The sequence below is a fragment of the Amycolatopsis orientalis DSM 40040 = KCTC 9412 genome (genome assembly GCF_000478275.1).
GTDB classification, from domain to species: domain Bacteria; phylum Actinomycetota; class Actinomycetes; order Mycobacteriales; family Pseudonocardiaceae; genus Amycolatopsis; species Amycolatopsis orientalis.
Map to the genome: position 1 here is coordinate 183,562 of NZ_ASJB01000062.1, position 13,148 is coordinate 196,709.

Below are 13,148 nucleotides of genomic sequence, written 5' to 3' on the forward strand. Positions count from 1 at the left end.
ACGTGGCGGGTGGAGGCATTAGTCGACGTCGGCGGGATCTCCGGTTGCCGCGGTTCGGTCGGACGCGTCGGAGAAGGCGCTTTCGTAGGCGAGCAGGGTGTCGACGAAGGTTCGCCGTTGCGCGGGTGTCAACGGCGTCAGGGCTCGGCGCCATGCGTGTGCACCAGGTGTGAGCCACTCGGAGATGGCCGGGCGGCTGTCGGGGCTGATGTCGATGATGCGCCGGCGCCGGTCGGCCTCGTCCTCGCGCCGCTCCAGGACCCCTTTGCGGCTCAGGTCGCTCACGATCAGGCTCACGGTGGTCGGCGCGACGTCCAGTTTCCCGGCCAGCTGGGAGACGGTCAGCGGACCGTCGAGCAGCAACAGGGACAGCAGCGAGAGATGCCTGGGGGCCAGGTCGAACGACCGGAGCCGCTCGGGCACCGGCAGCCGCTTGGCCCGGCCGACCAGCCGCGGCATCAGCAGCAACAGCTCCCGGACGGCGTCGTCCGCGGCATCGGGCGTTGACATGTACCGACCTCACCTATTACCTTTGTTTACAAAGGTTGTTTGACTTCAAATGTAATTACTGGGGGCATCATGCCGCATCTGACCGTGCACGTCCTTGAAGACGACCTGGTCGGCCGAGAGACCGCGTTGATCGAAGCACTGACCGACGCGGTCGTCGCGGTGTACGGGGAGTGGGCGCGGGACATCGTGGACGTGCGCCTGATCGGTTTGCCGGCGGGCCGATGGGGCATCGGCGGCAAACCGGCGCAAGCGCCGTCGCCGAGCGTGCTGTTCGGTATCAAGGAGGCCGCGTTCGGCCGGCCGGACGCGGAGGACACCGTGGCCCGGCTGGTGTCCGGAGTGACCGATGCGATCGTCGCCGTATTCGGTGAATCCGTCCGTTCCGGGGTGAGCGTCGAACTGGTGGGTTCCCCTGCCGGTCGTGGCGGCATCGGCGGTGTGGTGATCACGTCGTAGGCCGGCCGCGAGAAATCGCTGTGCGCCCTGTCCCCGGGGATCAACGCCAGGGCATGTGCTGCAGGCACCAGGTATTGCCGTCGGGGTCGGCGAAGTACGCGTAGAACACTCCGCCGAGGTCCTCGACCTCGCTGACCTCGACGCCGCGTTCGACGAGTTCGGCGCGGGACGCCTCGATGTCGGCGACCACCAGATGCAGACCGCGCAGCGTTCCCGGAGGCATGTCGAGGGTGGCGAGACCTTCGGCGAGGGTGATCGAACAGGCCGAACCGGGCGGGGTGAGCTGGACGATCCGGACACCGGGCTTCGGGTTGACGTCGACGTCGAGGCGGAACCCGATCTTGTCCTGGTAGAAGGCTTTGGCCCGTTCGATATCGGTGACCGGCACCGGCACCAGCTCCAGCAACAACGTGCCGGGCGGTACGGGCGGGTTGCCGGAATCCTGGGTGACTTCGGTGGTGGGGGCGGGCGTGTCGGTCATGGTTGACGCCTTTCTTGGATGAGGGTGGCGAGCAGGGCGGCGAGGCGGTCGTATCCTTCGCCGGCGCCGCGTTCCATCGGGCTGCGCACGACCGCGTCGCGGATCTCGGACGAGGAATAGCGCGCGGTGACGGTCATGGCGGTGCGTCCGTCTGTCTCGTCCAGCACCGTGGTGACCAGTGCCTCGCCTTCGGGCCAGTCGCGGTGGATCTCGGTCTGTACGAGGCGCACCGGCGGCACGACCTCGCGGAACAGCCCATGGAGTTCCATCTCGGCGCCGGCCGGGCCGGCGGAGACGAATCGCCAGGCACCGCCGGGGCGCGGGTCGACCTCGCAGACCGTGAGCTGCCAGCCGCGGGCGCCGTGCCAGCGGCGGAGCAGTTCCGGTCGGGTGAGCGCGGCGAAGACCAGTGGCGCGGGAGCGGCGAAGCTACGGGTGAGAACGAGGTCGGTGGTCCCGGACGCGACGACCCGCAGCCCCAAGCCGGGGTGCGGAGATGTCACGTTTCGCCGTCCTGCAAATCGTCCAGCAGGGCATCCAGTCGCTGGTAGCTCGTTTCCCAGTAGTCGCGGTAGTCGGCCAGCCAGTCCGTGGCCGTCTTGAGCGGCTCGGCCACCAGGTGGCACGGCCGGCGTTGCGCGTCGCGGCCGCGACTGATCAGGCCGGCTCGTTCGAGCACTCGCAGGTGTTTGGAGACGGCCGGCTGGCTCATCGCGAAGGGCGCGGCCAGCTCGGTGACCGTGGCATCACCGGTCGCGAGCCGGGCGAGGATGGCCCGCCGGGTGGGGTCGGCCAGTGCCGCGAACGTCGCGTCCAGCGTGGCGCTTGCAACCATGTAGATAACCCTCCGGTTCGATAACCTCCTGGTTTTATATGCGCCGGAGGTCGGGTTGTCAAGATCGCGAACGCTCTGGGGACACCTGCTGCGGCAACCGCACCGTCATGGTGGTCGTGAGTGTTGAGTGTCGTTAGAACGACACTCAACACTCACGACCAGCAGTCACCCGGACAGCCCCATGGTGTCGGCCCACTGTGTGACGGCTTGGTGGTAGTCGGGCGCGTTGGGTGCGTAGTTGATCGAATGGCCGTAGCCGGGCAGGACGTAGGTCCGCAGTCGCGCCGCCGCGGAGTAGTACGGCGCCTCGGACCGGAGCAGGCCGTCCGAGGAGGTGCAGTCGGTCGCGAGCGGGCCGCACAGGCCGCTGTCGCCGCCGCCGAGCACGACCAGCACCGGCACCGTGATCCGCAAGGTGTACGGGAGCACGGTGGCGAGGGCGGCGGCGTCGAGCAGTTCACCGGGGGCGACGACGTCCTTGCTTGCCTCGTCGTAGGCGGTCATTTCGGGGACGTCGGGTCCGGGTGCGTGGAATGCCGTGTACCGGGTGCCCGGCTGGGTGGTCAGGTAGGTCGGGTCGAGCCCCAGCCGCGACAGCGCCGGGTCGAGCGCGACGGGAATGAACGAGCCGAGGATGATCAGCGCGCCGGGAGGATTGATGTGGTGTGCCAGTCCGGTGACCAGCACGCCGTCCACGTCGTGATAGGTGCCTGCTTCCAGCACGGCGATGGCGGAGCCGAGCGAGTGCCCGCCGAGAATCACCTTGTCGAACCGCGGGCCGACGTCGCCGGCCCGGATCGCTTGGATCACTTGGTGTACCACGTCGGCTTCGGTGAACGCGGTCAGCAGTGCGCTGGGCGGTTTGGAGCCGGCGCCGGTACCGAGCCGGTCGAGGGCGAGGGTGGCGTAACCGGCCTTGTTCATCGCGAGCCGGAAAGAATGGGTTTCCGGCGCGAGTGCGGGGTCCCAGTACACGCTGTTGTAGGTGGCGCCGGGAACCAGCACCTGGACGGTTCGCGCGCCTTGCGGTGGTTCGCACAGCGTCCCGTGCACGAGCTGGGGAAGCAGCCCGTCCAGCCACACCGGGATGGTCACGTCCTGGCAGGACGCGGTATCGGGCTGAGCCTGCGCGGGCGCCGGCAGTGACCCGGCCAGCAGGATCGCGAACAACACCGCGCCGACACGGCGATTCACTCTGCTGCGACGCCAAGGCATGAAACAAACCTCCACTGAAATAGGGTTCGACGATCATGGGAAGCGCGGGACCGCTGTCATCGGCAGTCTGCTCGGATACGCGGTCGTCGTGTACTTCACCCGGACCGGCTCGCCCGGGACGGGGACCAGGCGCCACGCAGCGGCGATCGTGGCCACGACGATCGCGATTTCGGTCATGGCGAAGGAGTTCCCGATGCATTGGTGGGCACCCGCGCTGAACGGGAGGTAGGCCCCGCGGGGCAGATCCTTGGCTCGTTCGCCCGCCCAGCGGTCCGGGTCGAAACGATCGGGGTGATCGTGGAACCTCGGATCGAAATGCATGGCGTGCGGGCTGATGATCACCTCGGTGCCCGGTGACAGGCGCACACCGCCGAGATCGACTTCCTTGGTGACGCGGCGCATGAGAATCCACAGTGGATACATCCGCAGGACCTCGTTGACGACCTGCCGCGTGTAGACCAGTCGTGGCACGTCCTCGGCGGTCGCCGGCCTGCCGCCGAGCACCTCGTCGATCTCGTTGTGGAGCTTCTCTTCGACCTCGGGGTGCCGGGCGATTTCGTGGAACAGCCAGGACAACGCCAGCGCACTGGTCTCGATTCCCGCGGTGAGCAAGGTGATGACCTCGTCGCGCACCTGCTCGTCGGTCATCCCCTCGCCGGTTTCGGCATCCCTGGCCAGCAGCAGCATGGACAGCACGTCGTTCCGGTCGGGCTGCTCGGCTCGCCAGTTGTCGATGAGTTCTTCGACGATCGTGCGCATGCGGTCGATGGCCTCGTCGAACCGCCGGTTGGCCGGAATGGGGAGCTTTTCCACAAAAGCGGGCGAGAGCACGCGGATCATGCCGTACTTGAGGATGATCGGGATCGACCGCCGGGCCTCCTCGATCGCGGCCTTGCCGAGTCCGGTGGAGAACAGCGCTTCGCCGACGATGGCGACCGCGAGCGCCTGCATGTCGTGGTCCACCTCGCGTACCTCGCCCGGCCTCCAGGGTCTGACCAGTTCGGCGGCCGCTCTCGCCATGATCTCGGCGTACCCCGCGATGGCGGCGTGGTGGAAGGAGGGTTGTATCAACCGGCGCTGCCGCCGGTGCAGAACACCGTCGGAGACGGCGAGTCCGTTGCCGACGTACGGGCGGAACTTCTCGAACATCGCGCCCTTGCGGAAATCATTCCCGTCGGTGACCAATACCCGGTACGTCAATTCCGGACTGGTCACGAAGTACGTTTCCATCGCGCCGAGGTAGACGCGCACCACGTCACCGCGGGCGTACAGCGACGACGTGAAACCGAAGCGACGCCGCAGCATCGCGGGGGTGTGTCCGAGCAACGGCCATCGACCGGGCGCAACCGGTACAGGCATCCGCACTCCATCGCCGACGCGGAAGGGAAGAGAACACGCTAGCGCCATTCGGTTGCGGCCCACAGCACTCGATCAGGTGACTACACGGCCGCGCCCCGGTCACCGTGCCGGACTGGGTAAGCTCGACGGCTTCCCGAGAAAAAGCGATGGGATTGGGGTGTTGGCACTGACGCGACTGCCGGACTGGGCCCCGCCGGACACCGACGACACGGTCCCCAGCGCCGCCCGGATCTACGACTACATGCTGGGCGGCGGCCACAATTTCGCCGTCGACCGCAGGGCCGCCACGCAGGCGGAGCGAATCGTGCCCTACGCCCGGGGGGTGGCGAGGCTCAACCGCGCGTTCCTCCGACGGGCTGTCCGGTTCATGATCGACCAGGGCATCCGCCAGTTCCTCGACATCGGTTCGGGTGTACCGACTGTCGGCAACGTGCACGAAATCGCGCAGGACGCGAACCCGGAATGCCGGGTGGTGTATGTGGATCACGACCCCGTCGCGGTCGCGCACAGCCAATTGATCCTCGCCGGCAACGACCGCGCCACCGCGCTCAAGGCCGACGCCCGTGACCCCTCACGCATCCTCGGCGATCCTCAACTGCGTCGGCAGCTGAATCTCGACGAGCCGATCGGCATGCTGTTCCTGTGCATGCTGCACTGGATCCCGGACGAATCCGACCCGCGTGACCTCATGCGCCACTACATCAACGCGATGGCTTCCGAAAGCTATCTGGCCATCACGCACATCACCGAGGACTACCAGCCCTATCAGGTCCGGGAAGCGCTCAGGGTCGCGACAAGGGGCGGCGACCAGGTCACGTCACGCCCGTACGACGAGGTGCTCGCCATGTTCGGCGACCTGGAACTGCTCGAACCCGGCCTGGTCGGATGCGGAACCTGGCGCCCCGCCGGGCCCGGCGACATCGCCGAGGACCCGATACTGAATCAGGTCCTCTACGCCGGGATGGCACGCAAACCCTGAAGCGGGGCGCCGGGTCAACTGTCCATTCAGGACACTGAGACTTCACCGGCCTCGACTCGGACCGGCCTGTCCACCGCCGATGAGGGAGCCGATGTCGGTCCCGAGCCCCTTGTCGCCGGTGAACAGCGGGCCGGTTCCCAGCTCGACACCCGCCAGCTGCCACCACCGTGCCTGCTCGCGGGTTTCCAGATCACCGGCGAGCACGGTGATCCCGGCCTGACGGATCAGCGCGATCATGGTCTTCGCCCCGGCGAGGACCATCGAGTCCTCATCGACGGCATGCCGCACGAGACGAGAGCCGAGGCGTACGGCGCGTACCGGGATGTCCTCCAGTAACGTCAGCTCGCCTGGTGTGACGCCGAAGTCGAGCAGCACCAAGTCGATTCCCCGGTCGGCGAGCACGCGCGCGTTGCCGGCGATCTCGTGTCCGTCCGCGAGCAGTGCCCCGGACGGCAGGCCGAGCCACAACCGGCCGGGGGCAGGCGCGGCGCTGTCGAGAATTTCCCGGATCGCCTCGGCCGGCCGAGGATCGGCCAGCTGCTTCGGTGTGAGCGGTACCAGCAGTGGCAGGTCACCCGCGGCTTGGTCCGTCCAGCCACGCTTGACCAGCCACGCGCCGAGCGCGCCGGTCAGCGCGGTGTGCTCGGCGAGTTCGACGTAGCGTTCCCTTGGCAGCAGACCCAACTCCGGATGTTCCCACCTCAGCCGAGCCTCGGCCCCGGCGATCTCGCCGTCGGCCAGCCGTACCAGCGGCTGGTAGCCGATGCTCAGCTCGCCGTTCTCCCAGGCACCGGGCATGGCGGCCACCAGGCCGATGGTCTCCCTGGCTCGGCCGTCCCGCACCGGGTCGTACCGTATCCACCGGCCGGGCCCCATGTTCTTGGCCCGCCGCATCGCCAGGTCCGCCGAACGCAACAGCTCGGCAGGTTCGACGTTGCGGGGAAGGTCTTCGACCACGCCGAAACTCGCCGTCACCGCCAGGCCCTTGTCGTCGATGTAGATCGGCTCGGTCAGCGTCTCGTTGATCCGCTCGATCATCGTGGCGACGTCCGGCGTGTTCGCCGACTTCTCGATCAGAATGCCGAACTTGCCGCTCTCGAACCGGGCGACCATCGCGTTCTCACCCGCCACCACGGACCTGAGCCGGTCCGCGGCGGTCCGCAGCAGGCTGTCTCCGGTCTTCCTGCCGAGACCATCGGTGACCAACGACAATCCGTCGAGGTCCACGTGGTACAGCGTCGCCGGATTCGGCAGGTGCAGCACGTGTTCGAGGTGTGTGCTGAAGAACTGCCGGTTCGGCAGGCCGGTGAGCATGTCGTGCAGCAACTGGTGCCGCAGCTGGTTCTGCAGGAGCATCAGCTCCGCGTCGTCGGCCACGATCGTGACGTAGCCTTGCGAACCGCGTAAGAGTGAAGCGGTCAGCGTGGCCTGGAACAGGTCGCCGTCCTTGGTGACGAAGCGCGGGCGCGATCGCAGCCTTTCGATCTTGCCGTCCCCGAGATCGCGGTAGCCGTCCCGCAGGAGCGGCCGATCCGTCTCGTGTACGAACTCGAACAGGTTGCCGTCCGCGACCTCGTTCGACGTCCGGTCCAGTATCCGGTGCAGGGCGGGATTGGTGCGGACGAGTCGCCCATCGGGCCCGGTGACCGCGATCCCGCTCGGCGAAACGAGGAAGATCTCGTCCAGCTGGGCCTCACTGGTCCGCCACTCACGCTGCGACTCCCGGACCGCGTTGAGCAGCGCCTGGTCACTCGTGTCCCGCTGCTCGACGGCCTCGGAACGGATCGCCTCCGCGTAACCGGACGCCAGCGCGCCGAGCAACCTGGCGACGCGCTCCGGGAACCGATCGGCGGGGCGTGAACCCGACGGCGCCAGCAATGCGGTGGCGAGCACGTCCACCGTGCACTGCAGGCTCGTCTTGCCGACACAGTGCAGCCGAACGAGTTCGGCGCCGACCTCCGCCGCGCTCTCGGTGCCGGGCCGGTCCCCGGCCAACGCCTCGAGCAGCCGATCGAGCAGGCCCAGTAGCTCTCGTTCGATCTGGTCGTGCGAGAGGGGGAGGTAAATGGTGCTACTGATGAGATAGGCCCATTTTCGCGCGACCTTGACGCGTTCCCGCCGCGACGCGAGAGGCCGCGTTCCGGCGGGCTGTTCCTGCCCGTCGGAAGGTAGTGGCCTGGTCATGACGCTCGACCCCTTGTTCTCCGTGTCCTCGACCGGCCATTGACGCCGATTCCGCTTTTCGTCCGAGGCCGATCAGGGTACGGCAGGTCCACCACCGGGTGATGCCCCAACGGATCCTCCTGGCGGCGCCGTGGATATGCGAATCGAGTTCGAAACTTTCCGAAATATCGCCTGTTCTGCATGGACCGCGTATCTTCACCGCGTCGCTCGTTCGTCTTGAGACGAAAAGCTTAGTAGTTACCGGCGGGACGTGACTGGTCCATCGGTGTGACGGCGCGTCAACCGATGGGGTGCTGGAAATATTTCCCGATGCGACCGAAGTTGGTGAATCGCGACTTCGCCGTTTGGAATTGACCACGGTCGTGGTCCGGCGCGTTCAACACGTTCAACACCGACGTCTCCTTGGCCGCCTATCGCTTTTCGGTCGTGAGGGAGGTTGCTGGGCTGAAGCGAGTGCGGAGGTGTGAGATGACGGCGACCGATGCTGCTCGTCTCGGCGGGGAGACGCACGAATCGCTTCCGGACGTCAAGAGCGTGATCGAGCCGGCGTTGCGCGCGGTGGTCGACAGGCTTCCCGAAGAGGTTCGGGGAGTGGTCGGTCATCACTTCGGCTGGGTGACCGCCACCGGCGGGCCGGCGACCGGTGGCGAGGGCAAGATGATCCGTCCGGCGTGGACGACATCCTGGGAATCTGGGGCGACCCGGCCGACACCGGCAAACCCGCGAAATCGGACCTGGTCAACCGGAAGAAGTCCCTGCCGGTGCTGTTCGGTCTCACCTCCGGCACCGCCGCCGGCGAGCGGTTGGCGGAGCTCTACGCGGTGGACCGCCCCCTGACCTCCGCCGAGCTGGTCCACGCGGCCGAGCTGGTCGAGACGGCGGGTGGACGGCACTGGGCGCGGTCCCAAGCCGAGATGGCCCTCGCCGAGGCGCTCGCCGGCCTGCGGACCGTCACACCCGCCCTGACCGTGGTGCAGGGCCTGGTGGATCTCGCGCACCTCATCGCCCGCCGCGATAACTAGGAAACTACGGAGTCTTACCGCGCATATGCACTGCCCGGAGCCGGACTTTGCTCTCACCGCGTGGTCGACCCGGTTCATTCGGGTGAAGCAAAGAATCCTTCTACGTCAAACCGGCGAAAGTGGCCTAACGTCTGATTGTTGGCCTTGTGCTAGGCGTCAGGAATTTTCGGACGTCCCTTGCGGCAGTTCGAATACCGGCCTGGCACGGCGAGGCGGCGCGTTGGTGGTGACGGCACCGGTCTGAGCACTCTGGTCGTCGCGGTGTCGAAAGTCGGCGGCGCTTCACCCGGACCCTGTGAGGAGAAGACATGTCGCGCCGTGTCCGCAATGACCGGCTTCGCGCATTGTTGACCACCGCTCAGTGGAGTTACGACAATCTGGCGCGCACGGTGAACATGGCCGGCGCCGAATCCGGCTTGCGGCTGCGCTACGACCGCACCGCTGTCGCGCATTGGCTCTCGGGAAGTTGCCCGCGGGGCCAAGTGCTGATGCTGATCGCCGAGGTGCTGACCCGCAGGCTCGGCAGGCCGGTCACCATCACCGAACTCGGTTTCGCCGTGACCATGGCCGAGGAGAAGGCCGTCGGGCCGGCCTGCGCGCTGACCGTGCTGACCGATCTCGTCCGGACCGATCTGAGCGTCGTGGGACGTGGCAGGCTCGCACGGTCGGTGTACCGGCTCGATGTGCTGGCGGTACCGATGTGGCCGGAGCGGGCAGCGGAGGACCGCCGTCCCGATCGACCGACCTGGCGGACATCCGGCACGGTCTCGATGGCGCAGCACATGGTGCGCGTTTTCGCGGCGGCCAATCACCAGTTCGGCAGTGGCCACGCGAGGACCGCGCTGACCACCTACCTCGCCGACGACATCCTCCCGCAGCTGGCAGGCGGGAACGGCGACGCCGATCACCACGAGCTTCTGGGGTCCGTACTCGACCTGACCTTGCTGATGGGATTCGCTTGTTTCGACAACAACGAGCACGGGCTCGGGCAGCAGTACTACCGGATCGCGCTCGATCTCGCGGTCCTGACCTCGGACCCGGTCCGGTACGCGATCGTGCTCCGGGCGCTCAGTCTGCAGGCATCCCACCTCGGGCACGGAACCGCCGCGTTGGGCTTGGCCCTCGCGGCGCTCACGGTGGGGGACCGTCATGTCGAGCCGCACACCAGCGCCTTCCTGCACGCACAGGTGTCGCTGAGCTACGCCGTTCTCGGCCGGAGCCAGGCCGCGCTCGACGCTCACCGGCGTGCTCGCGAGATCCTCGGCCGGGCGGCCGGGCCGAGACCGGTTTTCGGCTCGTACAACCGCGGCGAACTGAACTATCACGCCGCGTCGATTCACGTGTTCGACGGCGATATCGCGGGAGCGGTCACGGCGCTTCGCCGAGCGCTGCGCCACTATCCGCCCGGTGAGCGCCGCTCGCTGGCACTGGCACTGGCCGAACTCGCCGAACGGCAACTGGATCTCGGTCTGCTCAGCAGAGCCTGCACCGTGGCGCACCGTTTTCTCGACGTGTACCCAGGCCTGCGTTCCGGCCGTGTCACCGCCGCGTTGGAGGATCTGCGGAAGCGCCTTCAGACGTTCGGGCGGCACCCGGAAGTCCGTGCCCTGATCCAGCGGTGTGCCGCAGTGCACTGCCCCCATCCGATGACACAGCCGTTTGATCCATCAACCCGAAGAGCATGAGCACAATCACCCGGAGCGGGGCCCAAGGCTACGCGAATGGGTGGAGATCGATTAATTCCGGCCGGAAAGCGAGCAGTGTCCATCAGGTCCAAGCCGCGAAAAGAACGGACCTTCCTCATGCGCTCACGCACGGTTCACGTCGCCCTCGCGGGTGTTCTCGCCCTGGCCTTGATGCCGGCCGGCACTGCTTCCGCGGACCCGCAAGAATTCAGCTATCTCTACTACGACGATCAGCAGGAGGTCCAGGAGAGTCGCCTGATCGAGCCGCCCGAAGCCGAGTGTATCGAGATCCCGGAAGTCGCGGCGGGCACCGGCTCCGCCTTCCGACCGTGGAACTGGACCGGGAGTATCGCGAAAATGTATGACGAGAGCGGTTGTGAGGGGGCCGCTTCCTTCAGCCTGGGTCCGTACGGCAAGGGCTCGGATCGGGTCACCTTCCGCTCGGTGGTGTTCATCTAGGCCACCGGCCGTGGCGATTTCAACCCTCACCTTCCGTCGGTGATCCTGGCCGCGTTTCCGAGCATGACCCGAATCGCCGCCTTCACGTTTTGCAGCGCGTCGGCGTTTTCGCCGATCTTCCGTTCCTGGTAGGCGGCCTCCACGGAGGCCCAGATGCCGACGAGGTTCACCTCGCGTTTACAGCGCACGTCCGCGGTCGTCGTCGCGACTTCCCTGACGTTCGCTTCCAGGCTCTGGAATTCGGGATTGTCGTTGGGCTGCCACGGATCGGTGTAGTCGAACCCGTCTCGCGCCATGCACGCGCTCCAAGCTCGGAAGGCCGCCTTCACCCGGCTGTCGGCCTCCGCCTGCTTCCTCACGGTCCGGTACCGGACTCCCTTCCGGCTACTGCGGTTCCTCGAGGACGCGCGCTCACGGCACATCCTCAGAACAGTGGGCCCGGTCTACCGATTCCGGCACGCCACACTCCAAGACCATCTCGCGGCACGAAGTCAACCGACGTCGCCCGCGTCCGCCGCGACCGCGTCCGCCGCGGCTTCGCCCGAGCGCACCGCGCCATCGATGTAGCCGTACCAGCGCGCCGAGGTTTCCGTTCCGGCCCAATGGATCCGGCCGACGGGAGCGCGCAGTGCGGAGCCGGCTCGCGTCCACGCGCCCGGCGGGAACACGGCCGAGTAGCCACCACGGGCGAACGGTTCCCGATTCCAGTCCCGTTCGACGAAGTTCGAGGGGGTGGCGGCCTGCGGGCCGAACAGCCGGGCCAGCTCGCCGAGGACGATCGCCCGGCGGTCACCGGAAGAACGGGCGGCGAGGTCTCGGGCGGCCGCGCCGTTGACGAAGGCGAGCAGTACGCCGCGCCGGCCAGAGGGTGGGCTGCTGTCGACGGTCAGTGCGATCGGGGCGCGAAGACTGAGTACGGCGCCGGTAAGGCCCGCCGATCGCCAGAACGGTTCCGGATAGGTGGCGACGTATTTGATCACGCTGCCCATGGAGAGTCGTTGCAGCAGGTTGTCGCGTGCGGCCGGTAACTGCGGGTGGTAGACGATCCGGGACGCGAGCGGGGGAGGGACCGCGACCACCACCCGGCCCGCCCGCCATGCGGTGCCGTCGTCGACGGTGACCACGACACCGGAACCGTCCTGCTCGATCCGCCGGACCGGTGCGTCGAGCCGCAAGGCGTCGCCCAAGCGGTCGGCGAGCCTGGTGGCCAGGCCGTACGCACCGCCGTCCAGCCGGTCTTGCTGCGCGCCGCCTTCGACGTCGGTCAACGCCGACAGGTCGCCTCCGGACTTCACGTAGAACAGGGCGTGCAACAGCGACAGTTCGCTCGGTTCACAGGCCCAGATCGCTTGGCAGGCAAGGGTGAGGAACCGTCGCCCGCCCCGGGTCCACGCTGTGCGGTCGATCCAGGAACGCAGGGTTCGCCCGTCGAGCGCCTGTGCGTTCGGGCCGCGCCAAGGTGTTCGGGTGTCGATGGCCCGGGCGAGCCTGTCGAGGCGGGACTGGGCTTGCGCGACGTCGAGCAGCGTCACCGGACCGAGTTTCGGCACCATGCCCCGAAACCGTCGTAACCGTCCCGTCTCGGTCTGGAGCAGATTTTCGCCGTTCGTGTAAGTCGGAACGGTGGCCACCCCGAGTTCCGCGGCCAACGCGTAGACCCGGTCCTGGCCCGGTCCGATGAATTGACCGCCAAGGTCGACGATCTCGCCGTCCAGCTCGATTCCGGCCGTGCGGCCACCGACTTGAGGACAGGCTTCGAGGAGAAGAACTTCGGCTCCGCTAGCACGAAGACGATCGGCGCAGACGAGACCGGCCATGCCGGCGCCGACGACGATGACGTCGGGATCATGGTGGGACACTTGACCTCCTGGGTGTGTTGGACGTGTTCGCGGGCTGCACGAACACGCCGGCGCACCCACCTACCACCACGGCGCTGACTTCGTCTTCAGTTGTGGGCGTGAAT

At 67.4% G+C, this 13,148-nt stretch carries 14 protein-coding genes; 5 read left to right on the forward strand and 9 right to left on the reverse strand.

The features are described 5' to 3' along the window. Nucleotides 1-18: 18 nt before the first annotated feature. Nucleotides 19-510: a MarR family transcriptional regulator gene (locus tag L324_RS21245; protein ID WP_051174015.1), complete on the reverse strand. Its 492-nt coding sequence runs from the start codon at nt 508-510 to the stop codon at nt 19-21. Between the two features lie 69 nt (nt 511-579). Here L324_RS21245 and L324_RS21250 point away from each other — a divergent pair, with 69 nt between their 5' ends. Then, nucleotides 580-966 carry a tautomerase family protein gene (locus L324_RS21250; protein WP_037311173.1) on the forward strand — a complete coding sequence of 129 codons (387 nt, stop codon included), beginning with the start codon at nt 580-582 and terminating at the stop codon, nt 964-966. Nucleotides 967-1,006: 40 nt separating this feature from the next. Here L324_RS21250 and L324_RS21255 read toward each other — a convergent pair whose 3' ends face one another. The 5 genes from L324_RS21255 to L324_RS21275 all read right to left on the reverse strand — a co-directional run bounded on the left by L324_RS21255 (nt 1,007) and on the right by L324_RS21275 (nt 4,856). Beyond that, entirely contained in the window at nt 1,007-1,447 is a 441-nt protein-coding gene (locus tag L324_RS21255; protein ID WP_037311176.1) for a VOC family protein, read from the reverse strand. Then, on the reverse strand, nt 1,444-1,950 hold the full coding sequence (locus L324_RS21260) for an SRPBCC family protein (protein ID WP_081736417.1): 507 nt from the start codon (nt 1,948-1,950) through the stop codon (nt 1,444-1,446). The genes L324_RS21255 and L324_RS21260 overlap by 4 nt, the downstream gene beginning before the upstream one ends. Next, complete coding sequence (locus L324_RS21265; RefSeq protein WP_037311182.1) at nt 1,947-2,282, reverse strand: ArsR/SmtB family transcription factor; 336 nt, start codon at nt 2,280-2,282, stop codon at nt 1,947-1,949. Before L324_RS21265 ends, L324_RS21260 begins: the two co-directional genes overlap by 4 nt. A 165-nt stretch (nt 2,283-2,447) precedes the next feature. Beyond that, nucleotides 2,448-3,497, reverse strand: coding sequence for an alpha/beta hydrolase (locus tag L324_RS21270; protein ID WP_037311185.1), 1,050 nt, complete (start codon nt 3,495-3,497; stop codon nt 2,448-2,450). A 33-nt stretch (nt 3,498-3,530) separates the two neighbouring features. Continuing rightward, nucleotides 3,531-4,856, reverse strand: a complete 1,326-nt coding sequence (locus L324_RS21275; RefSeq protein WP_037311188.1) for a cytochrome P450 — start codon at nt 4,854-4,856, stop codon at nt 3,531-3,533. Between the two features lie 157 nt (nt 4,857-5,013). Between L324_RS21275 and L324_RS21280 the strand changes: the two genes are divergently transcribed. Further along, the gene (locus L324_RS21280; RefSeq protein ID WP_051174016.1) at nt 5,014-5,835 is read left to right on the forward strand and encodes an SAM-dependent methyltransferase; all 822 of its coding nucleotides are present in this window, start codon (nt 5,014-5,016) and stop codon (nt 5,833-5,835) included. A 42-nt stretch (nt 5,836-5,877) separates the two neighbouring features. On the opposite strand, the gene L324_RS21285 is transcribed toward L324_RS21280, so the two are convergent. Then, the gene (locus tag L324_RS21285) at nt 5,878-8,019 is read right to left on the reverse strand and encodes a putative bifunctional diguanylate cyclase/phosphodiesterase (RefSeq protein ID WP_037311192.1); all 2,142 of its coding nucleotides are present in this window, start codon (nt 8,017-8,019) and stop codon (nt 5,878-5,880) included. A 671-nt stretch (nt 8,020-8,690) separates the two neighbouring features. On the opposite strand from L324_RS21285, the gene L324_RS43650 reads away from it, so the two are divergent. The 3 genes from L324_RS43650 to L324_RS21300 all read left to right on the forward strand — a co-directional run bounded on the left by L324_RS43650 (nt 8,691) and on the right by L324_RS21300 (nt 11,185). After that, nucleotides 8,691-9,041, forward strand: a complete 351-nt coding sequence (locus L324_RS43650; protein ID WP_051174017.1) for a polyprenyl synthetase family protein — start codon at nt 8,691-8,693, stop codon at nt 9,039-9,041. A 308-nt stretch (nt 9,042-9,349) separates the two neighbouring features. Next, the gene (locus L324_RS21295; RefSeq protein ID WP_051174018.1) at nt 9,350-10,726 is read left to right on the forward strand and encodes an NsdA family TPR-like regulatory protein; all 1,377 of its coding nucleotides are present in this window, start codon (nt 9,350-9,352) and stop codon (nt 10,724-10,726) included. Nucleotides 10,727-10,843: 117 nt separating this feature from the next. Further along, the gene (locus tag L324_RS21300) at nt 10,844-11,185 is read left to right on the forward strand and encodes a hypothetical protein (RefSeq protein ID WP_037311349.1); all 342 of its coding nucleotides are present in this window, start codon (nt 10,844-10,846) and stop codon (nt 11,183-11,185) included. A 26-nt stretch (nt 11,186-11,211) separates the two neighbouring features. Here L324_RS21300 and L324_RS21305 read toward each other — a convergent pair whose 3' ends face one another. Together L324_RS21305 and L324_RS21310 are read right to left on the reverse strand one after the other, a co-directional pair. After that, the gene (locus tag L324_RS21305; RefSeq protein WP_161780872.1) at nt 11,212-11,514 is read right to left on the reverse strand and encodes a hypothetical protein; all 303 of its coding nucleotides are present in this window, start codon (nt 11,512-11,514) and stop codon (nt 11,212-11,214) included. A 162-nt stretch (nt 11,515-11,676) separates the two neighbouring features. Next, on the reverse strand, nt 11,677-13,044 hold the full coding sequence (locus L324_RS21310) for a flavin monoamine oxidase family protein (RefSeq protein WP_037311201.1): 1,368 nt from the start codon (nt 13,042-13,044) through the stop codon (nt 11,677-11,679). Between the last annotated feature and the right edge of the window lie 104 nt (nt 13,045-13,148).